At 62.5% G+C, this 16450-nt stretch carries 17 protein-coding genes and 1 pseudogene; 10 read left to right on the top strand and 8 right to left on the bottom strand.

The genetic code is table 11. The annotated features are described in order from the left end of the window. The first annotated feature begins 20 nt into the window (after positions 1–20). Both trpB and trpA read left to right on the top strand, forming a co-directional pair. The gene (trpB, locus tag ACFOJE_RS14030) at positions 21–1232 is read left to right on the top strand and encodes a tryptophan synthase subunit beta (protein WP_377815009.1); all 1212 of its coding nucleotides are present in this window, start codon (positions 21–23) and stop codon (positions 1230–1232) included. Next, positions 1229–2038 (top strand): tryptophan synthase subunit alpha, encoded by an 810-nt coding sequence (gene trpA, locus ACFOJE_RS14025; RefSeq protein ID WP_377815008.1) that lies wholly within the window; start codon positions 1229–1231, stop codon positions 2036–2038. Before trpB ends, trpA begins: the two co-directional genes overlap by 4 nt. Before the next feature lie 129 nt (positions 2039–2167). Here trpA and ACFOJE_RS14020 read toward each other — a convergent pair. The 3 genes and pseudogenes from ACFOJE_RS14020 to ACFOJE_RS14010 all read right to left on the bottom strand — a co-directional run bounded on the left by ACFOJE_RS14020 (position 2168) and on the right by ACFOJE_RS14010 (position 4084). Continuing rightward, positions 2168–3130, bottom strand: a pseudogene (locus ACFOJE_RS14020) (IS5 family transposase). A 145-nt stretch (positions 3131–3275) separates the two neighbouring features. Beyond that, positions 3276–3680 (bottom strand): hypothetical protein, encoded by a 405-nt coding sequence (locus tag ACFOJE_RS14015; RefSeq protein ID WP_377815007.1) that lies wholly within the window; start codon positions 3678–3680, stop codon positions 3276–3278. Positions 3681–3682: 2 nt separating this feature from the next. Next, positions 3683–4084, bottom strand: a complete 402-nt coding sequence (locus ACFOJE_RS14010; RefSeq protein WP_377815006.1) for a hypothetical protein — start codon at positions 4082–4084, stop codon at positions 3683–3685. A 970-nt stretch (positions 4085–5054) separates the two neighbouring features. On the opposite strand from ACFOJE_RS14010, the gene ACFOJE_RS14005 reads away from it, so the two are divergent. Continuing rightward, positions 5055–5348, top strand: coding sequence for a transposase (locus ACFOJE_RS14005; protein WP_377815005.1), 294 nt, complete (start codon positions 5055–5057; stop codon positions 5346–5348). 155 nt (positions 5349–5503) lie between these two features. Beyond that, positions 5504–6844, top strand: a complete 1341-nt coding sequence (locus ACFOJE_RS14000; RefSeq protein ID WP_377815004.1) for a hypothetical protein — start codon at positions 5504–5506, stop codon at positions 6842–6844. A 261-nt stretch (positions 6845–7105) separates the two neighbouring features. Here the strand turns inward: ACFOJE_RS14000 and ACFOJE_RS13995 are convergent, their stop codons facing one another. From ACFOJE_RS13995 to ACFOJE_RS13985, 3 genes are all read right to left on the bottom strand, one after another. Then, positions 7106–7438, bottom strand: coding sequence for a hypothetical protein (locus ACFOJE_RS13995; protein ID WP_377815003.1), 333 nt, complete (start codon positions 7436–7438; stop codon positions 7106–7108). 289 nt (positions 7439–7727) lie between these two features. Then, positions 7728–8432: a hypothetical protein gene (locus ACFOJE_RS13990; RefSeq protein ID WP_377815002.1), complete on the bottom strand. Its 705-nt coding sequence runs from the start codon at positions 8430–8432 to the stop codon at positions 7728–7730. Positions 8433–8564: 132 nt separating this feature from the next. Then, complete coding sequence (locus ACFOJE_RS13985; protein WP_377815001.1) at positions 8565–8828, bottom strand: DUF2790 domain-containing protein; 264 nt, start codon at positions 8826–8828, stop codon at positions 8565–8567. Positions 8829–9036: 208 nt separating this feature from the next. On the opposite strand from ACFOJE_RS13985, the gene cbpA reads away from it, so the two are divergent. From cbpA to rarD, 4 genes are all read left to right on the top strand, one after another. Next, complete coding sequence (cbpA, locus tag ACFOJE_RS13980; protein WP_377814999.1) at positions 9037–9984, top strand: curved DNA-binding protein; 948 nt, start codon at positions 9037–9039, stop codon at positions 9982–9984. After that, positions 9981–10286, top strand: coding sequence for a chaperone modulator CbpM (locus ACFOJE_RS13975; protein ID WP_377814998.1), 306 nt, complete (start codon positions 9981–9983; stop codon positions 10284–10286). Before cbpA ends, ACFOJE_RS13975 begins: the two co-directional genes overlap by 4 nt. Positions 10287–10587: 301 nt before the next feature. After that, positions 10588–12180: a sensor domain-containing diguanylate cyclase gene (locus ACFOJE_RS13970; RefSeq protein ID WP_377814997.1), complete on the top strand. Its 1593-nt coding sequence runs from the start codon at positions 10588–10590 to the stop codon at positions 12178–12180. 151 nt (positions 12181–12331) lie between these two features. Next, positions 12332–13228, top strand: a complete 897-nt coding sequence (gene rarD / locus ACFOJE_RS13965; RefSeq protein ID WP_377814996.1) for an EamA family transporter RarD — start codon at positions 12332–12334, stop codon at positions 13226–13228. A 45-nt stretch (positions 13229–13273) separates the two neighbouring features. On the opposite strand, the gene ACFOJE_RS13960 is transcribed toward rarD, so the two are convergent. Beyond that, positions 13274–14872, bottom strand: coding sequence for a hypothetical protein (locus ACFOJE_RS13960; protein ID WP_377814995.1), 1599 nt, complete (start codon positions 14870–14872; stop codon positions 13274–13276). 126 nt (positions 14873–14998) lie between these two features. Further along, positions 14999–15550, bottom strand: a complete 552-nt coding sequence (locus tag ACFOJE_RS13955; protein ID WP_377814994.1) for an ATP-dependent Clp protease proteolytic subunit — start codon at positions 15548–15550, stop codon at positions 14999–15001. Positions 15551–15740: 190 nt separating this feature from the next. On the opposite strand from ACFOJE_RS13955, the gene ACFOJE_RS13950 reads away from it, so the two are divergent. Together ACFOJE_RS13950 and ACFOJE_RS13945 are read left to right on the top strand one after the other, a co-directional pair. Continuing rightward, positions 15741–15968, top strand: a complete 228-nt coding sequence (locus tag ACFOJE_RS13950; protein ID WP_377814993.1) for a hypothetical protein — start codon at positions 15741–15743, stop codon at positions 15966–15968. 204 nt (positions 15969–16172) lie between these two features. Continuing rightward, complete coding sequence (locus ACFOJE_RS13945; RefSeq protein ID WP_377814992.1) at positions 16173–16442, top strand: YebG family protein; 270 nt, start codon at positions 16173–16175, stop codon at positions 16440–16442. Positions 16443–16450: the final 8 nt, after the last annotated feature.

Here is a 16450-nt window from a genome sequence, read left to right as displayed (position 1 = left end):
ATCCATCCCAGGAGCCCACCATGACCTCATACCGCACCGGCCCGGACGCCAAAGGGCTGTTCGGCCGTTTCGGCGGCCAGTACGTCGCCGAAACCCTGATGCCGCTGATCCACGCTCTGGCCGCCGAATACGAGAAGGCCAAGAACGATCCGCAGTTCCTCGAAGAGCTGGCCTACTTCCAGCGCGACTACGTCGGTCGGCCGAGCCCGCTGTATTTCGCCGAGCGCCTCACCGAGTTCTGCGGCGGCGCGAAGATCTACCTCAAGCGCGAGGAGCTGAACCACACCGGCGCGCACAAGATCAACAACTGCATCGGCCAGATCCTCCTGGCCCGGCGCATGGGCAAGAAGCGCATCATCGCCGAGACCGGCGCCGGCATGCACGGCGTGGCCACCGCCACCGTGGCCGCGCGCTTCGGCCTGCAGTGCGTGATCTACATGGGCACCACCGACATCGACCGGCAGCAGGCCAACGTCTTCCGCATGAAGCTGCTCGGCGCCGAGGTGATCCCGGTCACCGCCGGCACCGGCACCCTCAAGGACGCCATGAACGAAGCCCTGCGCGACTGGGTGACCAACGTCGACTCCACCTTCTACCTGATCGGCACCGTCGCCGGCCCGCACCCGTACCCGGCCATGGTCCGCGACTTCCAGGCGGTGATCGGCAAGGAAACCCGCGAGCAGATGCTGGAGAAGGAGGGGCGCCTGCCCGACTCCCTGGTCGCCTGCATCGGCGGCGGCTCCAACGCCATGGGCCTGTTCCACCCGTTCCTCGACGAGCCGAGCGTCAAGATCGTCGGCGTCGAGGCCGCGGGTCTGGGCATCGCCACCGGCAAGCACGCCGCCAGCCTGAACGGCGGCGAGCCGGGCGTGCTGCACGGCAACCGCACCTTCCTGCTGCAGGACGACGACGGCCAGATCATCGACGCCCACTCCATCTCCGCCGGCCTCGACTACCCCGGCATCGGCCCGGAGCACGCCTGGCTGCACGACGTCGGCCGCGTCGAGTACACCTCGATCACCGACCAGGAAGCCCTTGACGCCTTCCACCAGTGCTGCCGCCTGGAAGGCATCATCCCGGCGCTGGAGTCGTCCCACGCCCTGGCCGAAGTGTTCAAGCGCGCCCCCGGCCTGCCGCAGGACCACCTGCTGGTGGTCAACCTCTCCGGCCGCGGCGACAAGGACATGCAGACCGTCATGCACCACTTTGCCGAACAGGAGGAAAGAATATGAGCCGTCTGCAGACCCGCTTCGCCGAGCTGAAGCAAGAGGGCCGCGCCGCCCTGGTCACCTTCGTCACCGCCGGCGACCCGAGCTACGACACCTCGCTGGCGATCCTCAAGGGCCTGCCCAAGGCCGGTGCCGACGTGATCGAACTGGGCATGCCCTTCACCGACCCGATGGCCGACGGCCCGGCGATCCAGCTGGCCAACCTGCGCGCCCTGGCCGGCAAGCAGAACATGCTGAAAACCCTGCAGATGGTCCGCGAGTTCCGCCGGGACGACGCGCACACCCCGCTGGTGCTGATGGGCTACTTCAACCCCATCCACCACTACGGCGTAGCGCGCTTCGTCGAGGACGCCAAGGCCGCCGGCGTCGACGGCCTGATCGTGGTCGACCTGCCGCCGGAGCACAACGAAGACCTCTGCGACCCGGCCCAGGCCGCCGGCATCGACTTCATCCGCCTGACCACCCCGACCACCGGCGACGCCCGCCTGCCCACCGTGCTCGAAGGCAGCTCCGGCTTCGTCTACTACGTCTCCGTGGCCGGCGTCACCGGGGCCGGCTCGGCCACCGTCGAGCACGTCGAACAGGCCGTCGCCCGCCTCAAGCGCCACACCGACCTGCCGGTCTGCGTCGGCTTCGGCATCCGCAGCCCGGAACACGCCGCCACCATCGCCCGCCTGGCCGATGGCGTGGTGGTCGGCTCCGCCCTGATCGACCGCATCGCCAAGGCCGACTCCGGCGAGCAGGCCATCGACGGCGTGCTGGGGTTGTGTCGGGAATTGGCGGATGGGGTGAGGGGGGCGAGGAGATAGTTCCCTATCACTAGGGAAACTCCGAACAAGTCAGTCACGAGCAGCCGATTGGAGATCTGATCGTTTTTCAGCCCAATCCACGAGGCAGACATTCACAAGAAACCAGGGTTTCGCCCTGGTTTCTGCGTTTTACAGGCGTACCTTTCCTACATCATCAGCCAGCAACTGTCGATGCACTATCCATGGATTCGACAGGGCGAACAAGGTGACCAGTTGCTCCGTGTTCTTGGCCAGGCTGCAGAAACGCACCTTGGTGTGGCCAAACTGGCGCTTGATCACTCGGAACGGGTGCTCGACCTGGCCCGCACCTGCGCCTTGGCCTTTTCGATCTCGCGCTTGTACAGGGCGCTGCTTTTACTCAAGTGCTTGCGATCTGCCAGATAACCTCACGCCCTCCATGCTCGGGACGCTTCTCCACGCCGGTATAGCCCGCCTCGGCACAGACCCCGTTCTCCTCACCGTGCAGCAGTCGGTCGACCTGGGTGACATCGGCCACGTTGGCTGCTGTACCCTCTACGCTGTGCACTAGACCGGAGTCAGCATCCACACCGATGTGCGCCTTCATGCCGAAATGGTAGCGGCTGACCTTCTTCGTCGGGTGCCTTTCCGGGGCGCGTTTGCCTTCTTGGTTTTGGTCGAACTCGGCGCATGAATGATGGTGGCATCGACGAAGGTGCCTTGGCGCAGTGAAAGCCACTGGTCATCCAGGTGCCCGTTGATCACGGCCAAGATACCTACCACCAGACCATGCTTCTCCAGCAGTTGGCGGAAGTTCATGATCGCCGTGTCTTCCGGAATGCTGTCCTGGGTCAGCGATAGCTTGGCGAACTGACGCTGCGAGGTAATCTCGTACAGCGCTTCCTCCATCGCCCGGTCGCTGAGGGCGAACCAGTTCTGCAACAGATGGATGCGCAGCATGGTTTCCAGCGGATACGGTGGACGCCCATTGTCGGCCTTGGGGTAGTACGGCTTGATCAGCAACAGCAGTCCGCCCCATGGCACCACTTGCTCCATCTCCACCAGAAAGTGCTCGCGCCGAGTCTGTTTGCGTTTGCCGGCGTACTCGGCATCAGAAAAGCTCATCTGGGGCATGCGGCGGGGCTTAGGTTCAGTAGGGGATGACATTTCAGCAGATCGGTCGGGACTTTTTCCAGGATCAACCACCTATGGTTGCAAAAAAAAACCATAAAAATAAAAACCTACATCTCGCCAAGACAAAGCTGAATTTAATATTAGGTCAATAATTTGTAATCTTGCTTCCGTCAGCAAACTTTTTCACTGCGGACAACTTGGATTCCACAGTAACAGACTCAAGTTGCTCCAATTTTTGCCGTATGTTGTTTTTATGGCCATCAGATGTCTCTGGATTCTTCAACATCTCAACCATATAACTCTTTGCGTCGCTGACGGCGTCCTCTAACTCCCTCCTCGCAAGATGTTGCTTTACCCAGCTTATTAAGTAAGTGGCGATCGCTCCTATAATCACCGTGATCGTTGGCGCAGCATGCAGCAGTGCTATTTTATATAGGGAGTCTTGGGGTAGGCTATTAGCAATCATGATAATCAATGTTCCGCTGCTTGCTGCCGTAGCTCCACCACCAATGGCGCTACCGCTAGTCTTTTCCTTTTGTGCATCGGACATGGCTATTTCTCCGGAGCATTACCGAACGCACTTATATTTTCAGAGAATAATTTCAATGCGGCATAGGTTGCCTTCAGGTATTTGTCTATTAAATTCTTAACGCCTTGATCTCCAGGATAAAAAGCCTCGGCCGAGGCAAAAACGTCATCCTTATAGATGTAAAGTTTTACCACCTTTATCTTTTCATTGACTTCGTTGCATGCAAGAAGAGCCTCATTTTTCTTTGCTAGACTATCGGTCTCATAAAAAGAGGGGAAAACCAAGCTAAAGAATCCATCTTCTTCATCATAATATATATAAAACGTTCCAAAATTATTTTTAAATTCGATGTCTCCGTCAGTATCAATTACCGGATTAAGCCCAAGAGACCTAACGGCATCAAAGATCACTTCTATTTTTTTCATTTAAACCCTCAGTGTCGTCCAACAAGAAAACGCAATAAGACGAACAAAGGAGCGACCTTGTCCACCACCCCATCTCGGGAAAGGTGGAAAGTCGCCCCATGAGTCGCCCGCCCCACTTTGCCATTATCCTTCAATGGCGCATACGTAACGAGCACGAGTTTGATCGTGCCTACGCTCCCGCGTGGGCACGTACTCCAGGCTGCTCCTGCGGCTGGATGGGGAGCGTCTAAGGTTCAGCAAGCAAGTAGGATGGACAACGGCGCAGCCTTGTCCATCAATCTGTCAGGCAGCGCGGCGGTCACTGGTGGAAAACGCTTCGCGGTTTTCCACCCTACAGCAGGCTTCAGCTTTGTCGCGTTACAAGCCGCTCCCGCCGCCGGGGGCGGAGCAGCCAGAGGTTTGGCTCCTACGCAGAAGCATGGGAGCCATCGGAACGGGAGTTACTTCTCGGCGACCTCAGCCCTCAAGGCCGAGCAGTGCGGCGCAGAGCAGCAAGTAGGGTGGACAACGGCGCAGCCTTGTCCACCAATCTGTCAGGCAGCCCGGAGGTCATCGGTGGAAAACGCTTCGCGGTTTTCCATCCTACGCCAGGCTTCAACTTTGCCGCATTACAAGCCGCTCCTGCCGCCGGGCGCGGAGCGTCCGAAGGTTTGGTTTCTACTCAGGAGCGTGGAAGCCATCGGAATAATCGTAAGCGCTCCATAAACCCCGACCACCAGTACTTTTCCCCTTTGAGGGGCTAACAGAATAAAGCCCCGGCTTTGCCGGGAGATACTTACGGTGTTGGGGTTTCTGAGTCGTCAGGTTCGGCTGATCCATTACACAACGACTGCGACCGTGACGACCGAGGTGGTCGGTCGAGCAGAAGTCGTCCGAGGCCTTTGCGATTGTCGTGCTCGACAATGCCCGTATTCACCGCCCGGCCTTGTTTCAACGCAAACGACTGGAATGAAGGGCACTGCGCATCCATGTGGTTTTCCTGCCCACCTACTCGCCGGAGCTCAATCCGATCGAGATGTTGTGGCGGAAGATCAAGTACGAATGGCTGCCACTGAGCGCCTACCAGAGCGTCCGGTCACTCTGTAGCCATATACATCAGGTGTTGTCCGGCTACGGTGAAACATATCGATTAATCTTGTTTAGGTACTTGATGGGGTTTCAGAAAGCTCTGACTAAAGCTGTTTTCACAATTGTTGAGATTTTGTGGAGATGGTGTCGGGAATTGATGGAGATGATGTTGGGAGTTCATGTTCATAAGGAATAATGTTGAGCTTCCTTGTGTGCTGTAGTATTAACTGTACGCAATTGGATAGCCCCTCCTGCCATCTACAGCTGCCGTTAATCCGGCAATACGAAAGCACAAATAGATAGACAGCATGCTTAAGTTCATCCAGCCGCATGCCTTTCAAGGGAGAATTCATGAATTTAAGTTTTTCTAAGTATTTTGCCTTGTCTTTAATCTTTCTTGGAGTAACTGCTGAGGCTGGTGCTCAAAGCGAGGAAGGGGCTATTTCAGATGTCATCACGAAAGGTCATGTGGACGGTGAGTTGCGTCTGTATAACTTTAATAGGATTTACGACGGGAAAGACAACAGACCCGATCAGCATGCGCTGTCAAGTGCATTGCTGCTAAATGGAACTACCGGATCGTTCCATGGGTTTAGTATCGGTGCGTCTCTGGCGGGAGTGAGTGACTTAGGTTCTAAAGACGATAACCCCACCAAGGTTGATACTACCCTGATGGGGGATAGAAGCTCTTATGCCGCTGTAACCCAGGCTTATTTGCAATACAAGCGGGATTGGTTGACTTTGAAAGGGGGGTACCAATATTTAAATACTCCGTGGATGTCGGGTAGCGACATCCGGGTGGTTCCAGCGTCATATAATGCTGTTACAGCTACGTTTACACCAGTCAAGGATTGGAACATTACCTTGCTAAGAGAGTTCTCTTGGCGTAGTCGTACATCGAGCTCATACGAGCGCGATAACCTTTATTATCCTGCTGGATACGAAGATAATCATATGTTCGGAGGGAATGGTACTCTGCCCTCAAATGCAAGGCATGATAATGGAACTTATGCGGCAGGAACTACCTACGCAATTGGCGGACTCAAAACGCAAGCTTGGCTTTATGATTTCCAGAACTTTGCTCACCTGGGTTATATCGATGGGTCCTATACGTTTAAAACAGGAGCGGGCTTCGATCCTGTAATTGGTGCCCAGTACGCACATGAAACCGGTGGGGCAAATAACTATTTAACGGATTCCACCGCAAGGGTTAATACTGTAGTCGGTGGTGATAAGGTTAAAGCCAATGCTTGGGGCTTGGATGCTGGCTTGTTGATACCAAATGGCCGATTCGATATTTATTACAACAAGTTGGAGGGGAGTCGTAATGCCGTTGGCGGTGGGGCTTTGGTTTCTCCGTTTACTGTGGGCTATGCATCGGATCCGCTATATACAACCTCGATGATTCGTGGCTTGGTTGAGATGGGTCCAGGGCATGCATGGAAAGCAAAATTTACCTATAATATGCTCGATAATAAGCTGCAATTTACCACGGCCTACGCAAAATATGTGACTGACTATTTTGGCGATAGTCACGACGTTCATGCTGACTTGACATATAACTTCCGTGGAGTTCTCAATGGACTATCCATTCGTGATCGCTGGGAGCGCTCTAGCGGCGGGAAAAACGGTCTAAACCCTGGGAATCAAGCGTTTACATATAATCGCGTCCAGGTTACTTACAAGTTCTAGTGTGTCTTGTTATTAATCCGGCAATACAATAGGCATGATCGGGATTTTTCCCGATGACCAGTGACGCCAGAAGCCTCAGCAAGTAGGGTGGACAACGGCGTAGCCTTGCCCACCAATCTGCCAGGCAGTCCGGAGGCCACCGGTGGAAAACGCTTCGCGGTTGTGATCGTTTCCACGCTCCCGCATGGGGCTCATGACTCGGCAGCCTCTGTTTCCTACTGCCGGGTGTCGACAGGCTCGGTTTCAGAACATTGTGCCCGTCTAGGCAGAGCATACGCAGCGCGCATGGACCTGGGCCGTGCCCAGCGGGCCGCCGCAGTGTTCGCAAGTTCTGAGGCTCATGGCCGTGGCGATCTCGAAGGTGCGGCGGTCCTGGAGTGGTAGATGCAGCTTGCCGAAGACCAGTCGGCCGAACTTCTGCTTGCACGACAGCACCTGCGGCGGGTGGCGGTTATCGACCTCGGCGCAGTAGGCGAGCGCTTCGCCCAGGGCGTCGAGGATGGCGAACCAGCCGTCGCCGCAGTCGGCTTCCTGGAGTTCGCCGTAGACCTCCGGGTAGCGTTCGCTCAGTTGTTGTAGCAGTGCGGCCTGCATGGTTCGTCTCCTCGGTCGTTGCGTGGGCCCACTATCGCCCTGCGCGGCGACAGCTTGCGTCGCGCCGCTTTGATCGAGTCGCTCCTGCGGCGCATGTAGGGAGTCCAGCAAGTAGGGTGGATAACGGCGCAGCCTTGTCCACCGATCTGCCAGGCAGCCCGGAGGGCACCGGTGGAAAACGCTTCGCAGTTTTCCACCCTACGCCAGGCTTCAACTTTGTCGCGCTACAAGCCGCGCCTGCTATCGGAATGCAGCCGCTGCTTTTCTCTTGTCCCGGCCCAGTCCGGGCTCAGTTGTCGATATCCCATCCTGCGCCTGTCAGGTCGCTCCGGGCTGCATTCCTGAATTCGCTCGCATCGGCGGGCTCGGCCCGTCTTTCGAAGGTGGTGCCCCGATAGTGAAAGGTTTGGGTGCCGACCGGATAGGCCGTGCCGCCGATGAATAGGTAGTCGCCGGTCGCCATCTTGTGCAGCAGCGTCTTGAAGAATCCGCACTTCGGGGTGCCCGGCTCGATCATCTCCGCGTACTTCAACTGGGACGGCTCGGCCTTGTCGGGGCATAGTCCGGGAGCGGCGGACAGCAGGTAGCTTCCTGCGTAGGCGAGCTGTCCGGGCCGGACCTGCACTTTCGAGGCCTCTGCCATGGCGCTGGGAAAGTAGGCGAAATACAGGCTCTGATCGCCCGGCGCGCCCGAGCGAAAGGCCGCGGCGACCGCCCGGTATTCGCCGGGCTCGGCGTTCAGCAGATAGAGGCGCCCATCCTTGCCGTAGTTCGAGCCGATCGGTCGCTCCTCGCATGCCGCGCTGGCGTCCGGGCAGCTTCTGACGAAAAACGCACCGTCTGCCCGATAGGTGGCCAGACCGTACAGGCGCACTTTCAGCTCCATGCCCACGCCGGCGCTCTGCGCCGTCTCCGGTCGCGGTACGGGCACGGATTGGCCGGCGCAGCCGGCGAGCAGCATGGCCACAAGGGCAATCTGAGCGAGCCTGGGCATTCCCTACCCCAAACGAACTGGCAACTGGACAGCGCCAGTCTAGGTCGCGGGCCAAGAAACGGCAAAAGCGGGGCGGCTTGATCGTGTCCAGCCGCTCCGGCGGCCGGGCGCCGACGCCTTTGGGCGAGCGGTTCAGCTCCTGCTGCAGGCCGGGGCGAGCTTGCGGTAGGTGTGGATTCGGGTCTGGCCGGAGGAATCCAGGTAGGTCATCTTGACGTCGATGACTTCGCAGACGGGCGGAGCCAGCGGGTGCGGCGTTTCCTCCTCGACGGAGATGACCCTGGCGATGTCCGGCTCGTTTTCAGCGGCGGTCTGGGCTTCGGGGGCGGCCACGGCGGCGGTGGCACAGAGTGCGGGCAGCAGCACGGATAGCAATGGCAGATAAGACGGTTTCACTTCCAGCTTCCATTTCGGCATTGATTTTCCAATGGCTTCGGAGGCTACTGGCACGATCGGAAGACGAACAATGTCTGTCGCCGATAGTGATATTCGGCGGGAGTGATAGGACGGAGACGGCTCGATCGGCCTGCGCTCCCCATCTGGATCAACACTCGGTCCGCCCGGCGGCCTAGACTGATAGCAACCCAACACCAAGGTAGCTTCCATGGAGTTCAAGGACTATTACGCGATGCTCGGGGTGGAGCCCACCGCCGACGAGAAGACGATCAAGACGGCCTACCGCCGGCTGGCGCGCAAGTACCACCCGGACATGAACAAGGAGGCCGGGGCGGAGGACAAGTTCAAGGAGGTGGCCGAGGCCTACGAGGTGCTCGGCGACGCCAAGAAGCGCGCCGAGTACGACCAGTTGCGCCAGTACGGTCGCGCCGGGGAGAACTTCGAGGTGCCGCCGGGCTGGCAGCACGCGGGCGGCTTCGGCGGCCAGCACGAGCATTTCGGCGGCAGCGACTTCTCGGATTTCTTCGAGTCGATCTTCGGCGGTCAGCCGGGCGCCCACCACCGCGCGCGGCCGCCGCGCCGGGGGCGGGACATCGAGCTGGAGATGCCGGTCTTCCTCGAGGAGACCCTGGCCGAGCAGACCAAGCCGGTGGAGTACGTGCTGCCGAACTACGACGAGCACGGACGGCGCCAGCCGGACCAGCACAAGAGCCTCAACGTGAAGATTCCCGCGGGCGTCGCCGACGGCGAGCGCATCCGGGTCAAGGGCCAGGGCGGGCAGGGCAGTGCCGGCGGGCCGAACGGCGACCTGTACCTGGTCGTCCGCCTAGTGCCGCACCCGGTGTTCGACGTCGACGGCCACGACCTGATCGTCACCGTGCCCCTGGCGCCCTGGGAGGCGGCGCTGGGCGCGCGGGTCGAGGTGCCGACTCTGTCCGGGCGCATCAACCTGACCATCCCGGCGGACAGCCAGACCGGCCAGCGCCTGCGCATCAAGGGCAAGGGGCTGCAGAGCAAGCACGCGGCCGGCGACCTGTATGCCGTGCTGAAGGTGGTGATGCCGCCGCGCAGCGACGAGAACGCCCGTCAACTCTGGGCGCAGCTGCGCGATGCGGCGGGCTTCGACCCGCGTAGCCAATGGAGCAAGCAAGCATGACGACGACCCTGACCGTGCAACTGACCCTGGAAGAATGCTGCCAGCTGGTGGAAGTGCCCGCCGACAGCCTGATCGAGATCGTCGAACACGGCATCGTCGAACCGGGCGGCGGCAGCCCCGACGCCTGGCGCTTCGACGATGCCGCCCTGGGCCGGCTGCGTCAGGCCCTGCGCCTGCAGCGCGAGCTGGAGCTGGATTGGCAGGCGGTGGCCGTGGCCCTCGACCTGCTCGACGAGGTGAACCGCCTGCGCGCCGAGAACGAGCGCCTGAAGCGGCGCCTGCTGCGTTTCATGGAGCTCTAGCTTCGCCTTCGACGGGCCGGGTCGCGCAGGCTGCGCGGCGATCCGGCCCGCCGCTTCCCCGCCGATATCCGACCCTCCGGCGACGCCTGTCGAATCCGCCATCGCCGGGGATATCGGGCGGAAAGATAGTCGAACGTGGTTCCATTATCGATGTCGCGGCCATGCAAGAGCCGGCGACAGGGCCTCGCACGGGCAAAGGCTGTATGGCCCGATCCTTTGTGTGTAGAGTGCGCGGCTCGCCGTGGTCGGACTCTTGGGGGAGCGTGTGGAAGTTCGGGACTCGAAAGGCGATTCGCGCACGATGTGCGTGGACTTGCGCCTGCTGATCATTGCTCTGGCCCTGGCCAGCGCCATCTTCGCCATGGTGAATGGCTTCCATGCCAGCTACAAAGTCCAGCGCCAGCAGCTGATCGACAACACCCTCGAGAGCAATCACGCCTACGCCACCAAGCTGGCCGCCAGCACGGAGAACTTCATCCACTCCGCGGTGCAGCAGCTGCAATACAGCGCGGCGCGCCTGGCGAATCGCTTCGCCGACGACGCCCTGCTGTTCGACGAATCGGAGCGCATCCGGCTGCAGACGGACAGTTTCAACTCGGTGGCCGTCGTCGACGGGCAGGGCATCGTTCGCGCCACCTCGCCCAACAGTCTGGCCTTGGTGGGCCGGCAGCTGGACTCTCCGGGCGCCGTGGCGGCCCTGCGCGAACGCCGCCCGCTGATCAGCCAGCCCTACGTCTCGGCGGCCGGGAACCTGATCGTCTTCATCTCGACTCCGGTCTTCGACGCCGCCGGGCAATACCTGGGCTACGTGGGCGGCTCCATCTACCTGAAGCAGAAGAGCATCCTGAACAGCCTGCTGGGCGAGCATTACTACCGCGACGGCTCCTATCTCTACGTCGTGGACGATCAGCGCCGTCTGCTCTATCACCAGGAGGGCGACCGGGTCGGCACGCAGGTGGGCGCGAACCCCGTCATCGATGCCGTGCTCCGCCGCGAGTCGGGGCAGATGCGTCTGCACAACAGCCAGGGCGTCGACATGCTGGCCGGCTATGCCATCGTGCCCTCCACCGGCTGGGGCGTCGTCGCCCAGCGGCCCACGCTGGCCACGCTGGCGGCTCTGGACGTGCTGATGGAAAACGTGGTGCTCAATACGCTGCCGCTGGCGGTGATCATCGTGCTGTTCATCTGGGTGTTCGCCAGGCTGATTTCCCGGCCGTTGCGGCAACTCGCCGAAGGGGCCCGGGGCATCGACCGCCCGGACAGCGCCGTGCAGATCCAGCGCATCCGTTCCTGGTATTTCGAGTCCTCCGAGCTGAAGCGCGCCCTGCTGATCGGGATCGGCCTGATCAACCGGAACATCAGCAAGCTGCGCCAGGATGCGCAGGTCGATCCGCTGACCGGCCTGAACAATCGCCGCGGCATGGAGATGGCCCTCTCGGCCTGGAAGGCGGAGCGGCAGCCGTTCGCGATCGTGGCGCTGGATATCGACCACTTCAAGAACGTCAACGACACCTACGGGCACGATGTCGGCGACGAGGTGCTGAAGCTGCTCGCAGGCATCATGCGGGCCAATTCGCGGGAGGGCGATGTGCTCTGCCGTATGGGGGGAGAGGAGTTCGTCGTCCTGCTGCCCGGTGCCGAGCTGGACATCGCCCGCCAGGTCGCCGAGCGTCTGCGCCGTGGGGTCGAACAGGCCGCCATGGAGCCGGTCGGGCACATCACCGTTTCCCTCGGGGTCGCGCGCTGGCCGGAGCACGGCGGCGACGTCGGGCAGGCGCTCAAGGTGGCGGACGAGATGCTCTACGAGGCCAAGCGCAGCGGCCGCAACCGCGTCGTGGCGGCGCAGGGGACGGCCGATCGGAAGGCGGACTCCGTCGATACGATCGGCAGTTAGATTCCACCGGGTCCGGCCGATGGCCCGAAACCTGCAGGCGTGACGGGGCCGCGGCCGCCGCCCCTTCCCGGCGGATCGGCCGGCGGCCATCCGAGCCTCCCATCCCCCTCCTGCAGTCAGGCGGTTTTCGCCGTTTCAACCGGAATACCCCATGCGCCCATCCGGCACGAGAAATCTGGACTTCTGCTATTCGCTGACGGCCTCGGCGCTGTTCGCGGCCCTGTACTACTACTCCACGCTGCTGCAGCCGTTGAACGGCGAGCAGATCTACGGCTGGCGCATCCTGCTGACCGTGCCCTGCCTGACGCTGCTGCTGATCGCCGGCGGCAAGTGGCGCGAGGTCGCGGCGATCGCCGGTCGCGCCCTGAGGACTCCCTGGTTCGCCGGCCAGCTGCCGCTCACCTCGGCGCTACTGGGCGTGCAGCTCTGGCTGTTCCTCTGGGCGCCGGTCAACGGCAAGGGGCTGGACGTTTCCCTCGGTTACTTCCTGCTGCCGCTGACCCTGGTGCTGTCCGGGCGGCTGGTGTTCGGGGAGCCGATCAGCCGTTTCCAGGCCGTCGCCTGCCTGCTCGCCGCCGTCGGGGTGGGCAACGAGCTGGCGATGGCGCAGACGCTGTCCTGGCCGGCCTTCGTCGTGGCCCTGGGCTATCCGCTGTATTTCTGCCTGCGGCGCCGGAACGGCACCGACAACCTGGGCGGGCTGTGGTTCGACATGACCCTGAGCCTCCCCGTGAGCCTGGCCTTCGTCCTGCGCGACGCGCAGACCCTGCACTGGGTGGTGGCGACGCCGAGGCCGCTGCTGCTGATCCTCGGTCTGGGCGCCCTCAGCGCCCTGGCCCTGGCCCTGATGATGCTCGCCGCGCGCAAGCTGAACCTGACGCTGTTCGGCCTGCTGTCCTACGCCGAGCCGGTGATGCTGGTCGGCGTATCGCTGCTGATCGGCGAGAGCATCGCCCGGGACAAGTGGCTCACCTACGGGGCGATCTGGGCGGCGATCCTGGTGCTGGTCGTCGAGGGCGTGCTGGTGCTCCGGCGTCGGGTCCGCTGAGTTATCCACGGAGTTGTCCACAGCTTTTCCCGGCGCCGCGCTAGCCTATTCGATCTTGGTCACCGTCCAGTCGTTGCCGCGCAGCACGCAGGCGAAGCTCGGCGAGCGGCTGAAGGGGCCGGCGAACTGCTGGCTGTTGCCGCCGCCGTTGATGCGTTGGCCCTCCGGCGCCTTGAGGGTGACGGCCCCGGTGGGCGCGCCGTTGGCGCCGGTGCCGATCACGGTGATGTGGCGGGTGTCCCAGTAGAACAGCCGGTGGTAGTTGTCCGGGATGTTCAGGTCGATGGTCGGGGCGTTGTTGAAGCGCTTGTCGTTCAGGTACGGGTTGATCACGCTGACGTAGCCGCCGAGGTCATCTATCCACAGCTTCACTCCGGCGTTCAGCGGTGCGGAATCGATCTGCTGGGGCACCGCCTTGTTCTTCGCGGAGATCTGCACGACCTTGCCGAAATCCAGGCTGACGTACTCGCCGATGGCGTGGCTGCAGTTGCCGGCCAGGGTGGCGCAGACCAGATCGAGCACGTTGCCCTCGTAGTAGGAGGAGCTGAGCACCCCGCCGAGGCTGGCCCGACCGATGGTGCCGATCAGGTAGCCGATGCCGCAGGACTGGGCCACCAGGTTGGTGACCGTGGCCGGGTAGAGCGCGCTCTGGTGGATGCCGATGCCGACGCCCATGGCGTCGACCAGGTCGAGCTGGCACTTGGAGGCGTTGCCGCCGGTCAGGCGCACCCCGGCGCCGCAGACTACGCCGACGGTACCGCTATCGACCCCGATGGGCAGCCAGGGCTTGACCGTGACGGTGCGCGCCTTGGCGTCGACGGCGGCCACCTGATGGGCGCGCGGCGGGGTGCCGTAGGTCAGGAAGCTCTCGTCGGGGATCAGCTGGTCGATGTCGCCGGAGGCGATGTGCAGCGTGCTGGTCTGGCCCGGATTGCCGTTGCTGCCGGCGTCGCTGCGGGAGTCGAAGTCCAGGCTGTAGCCGATGGGCGGCAGCGGCGACGAGCCGCAGTAGTGGACCAGGGCCTTCTTGATGCTGGTCAGGCTGGAGCCGTCCTGGATGCGGATGCCGTCCAGCCGGGCGTAGCCCACGTCGAGCACGTCCCAGGTCGAGCGGGCGGCGACGATCACCACGCCGTGGCGCGTGGCCCGGGTCCCGTAGGCCGGGCGCCCGGAGCAGGTCACCCGCAGGTGGCCGACCTGGGTCATGAAGTTCAGCCCGTCGAACACCAGGCAGTCGCCGGTCACCGCCGGAGTCGGGCGGATGTCGCAGGCGCTGCGCAGGGTGAGCTGCGGGGCGTTCTTGCGGGCGCTGAAGGTGATGGTGGCGCTGGTCTTGTAGCGGCCGTCGATGCGCGCCGCCACCGGCACGTCGGCGCCGCGCCCGCAGATGGCATCGGCCCAGGCCTGCAGCGCTGCGGTGTCGTCGTGCTCGCCGTCGCCCGCGGCGCCGAACATCTGCGGCGTCAGCTCGGTGTCCTTGGACGGGACGCGGCCGGGCGGCGGGAAGCGGCCTTTGTCCGGCTCGCCCTCGTCCTTGTGGAAGAGCCCCATGGATTCGGCGAGCCGGCCCGCGCCGAGCACGGTCAGGGCGGCGGCCGTGCCTTGCAGCAGGCGGCGGCGGCGGGGATCGATCCGGTTGGCCAAGGGAATACCTCGTCTAATCGGTTCGGGAGATCCGGCAGCGGCAGGCCATGCCGCCGCGATGGGGGTAACTCTAGATCGCCGGGCGCCGCGCCATCGGTTCCGCCCGTCGCCCCGGCCGGCGGCGCCTCAGGAGTGCACGCACCAGTTGATCGCGTCCGCCGGCATGATCAGCTCGTCCACCGCGTGGATCAGTCCGCAGGCGATGGCTTCGTCGGAATGGACGATGCGCGGGGAGGCCGTCAGGTACTCGGAGACGTGCAGGCACTCGGCCGAGCCCTGGGTGCGCTCGTTGACGATGTCCGTGTAGAGCTCCCGGTCGAGGTCCAGGCTCATGGCGTACTCGGACATCCGGGCGTGGTCCACCGCGCCGTGGATGGTCCAGTGGAAGGGATGGAAGAGGAACTTGCTGTAGCGGCAGGCGGTGCGTCGTCGGCCGGCGAGGAAGATGATGTTGCCCATGGACTCGACGGTGCCGAGGTTGTGGGTGTTCACCGGGATGGGCAGCGACATCAGGAAGTTGTACAGGGAGAACCCGTAGCTGCATTCGCCGCCCATGGTGGCGATCTTCAGGGTGATCTCGGTGGCATCCTGCTTGATGGCCTGGGTGCACTTGCCGATCAGCTGGCCGCAGGTGGAGGAGTTGATGGGGCCGGTGAAGTGGATGATGTGATTCGTCATGGATTACTTCTCTGACGTGTAAATAATCGTTCGAGTCGAAGCGGCAGGGGGCGGTTCCTCCGCTTCGCCCGGGTCGCGGACGAACGGTGCGCGGCGTCCGGACGGTCGGTCGCGCGTAGCCCGAACGCCCGGGGGCCGCCGGCCTCCAACCTCTCGAGGCCTTTGTTCCGTACGGCTGCGAGAGGTGCCTATGAACAGCGAACGCGAGGAAAAAGTGACCCCCTATCCGGGCTCGCCCGGCCCGCTGAGCCCGGGGCGCACCGACCTGAACCCCGAGCACGAGCCGGGCATCGACGAGCTGCCGTCCAGTGATGACCACATCCCGCTGGACTCCGGCGACGAGTCGGTGGTCGAGCGCGACATGACCGACGTCGATCCCGACCACGCCGAGCGGGACGACCAACCCAACCCACGCTGATTCCCATCCGACCGACCGGCTCCCGCTCCGCTGCGCGGGAGCCGGCGCCACCTTCCCGGCCGCGATTTCCCCTGCGGGGATGGCGTCTGGCTTGCATCCGCCCTATACTTGATCTGTATATATAACCAGTATCCGCCGGCCGGCGGCCCCAGCATTCGAGCGGGCCGCCGCCCGCGCGCCCATCTAGAGGTAGGAGTGAAGTGAATGGCAGTAGAGACGCTGTACCGCAGCAGCCGGGATCTGGAGCGCTTGTTCATGGATAAAGCAGAGGCGGATGCCTACGACAAGATGCTGGAACTGGCCGAGCACCTGACGGCGGTCTTCCACAAGGCGGTGCCCTCCCTGAAGGAGGAGCAGGCGGAGGAGTTGGGCATCTACGTGGCCCGGCACCGGGAGGTCTTCGCCAAGGCGTTCGGCAAGAAGCCGGAGGTGCTGGCGGATCTGCTGGACGGCAAGACGGCGGAAGAGGGCTGAGAGCCACG

This window comes from Azotobacter bryophylli (genome assembly GCF_042643485.1).
Lineage (GTDB): Bacteria > Pseudomonadota > Gammaproteobacteria > Pseudomonadales > Pseudomonadaceae > Azotobacter > Azotobacter bryophylli.
The sequence above is the reverse complement of the archived record's forward strand: the minus strand, read 5'-3'. Positions and strand labels throughout refer to the sequence as shown.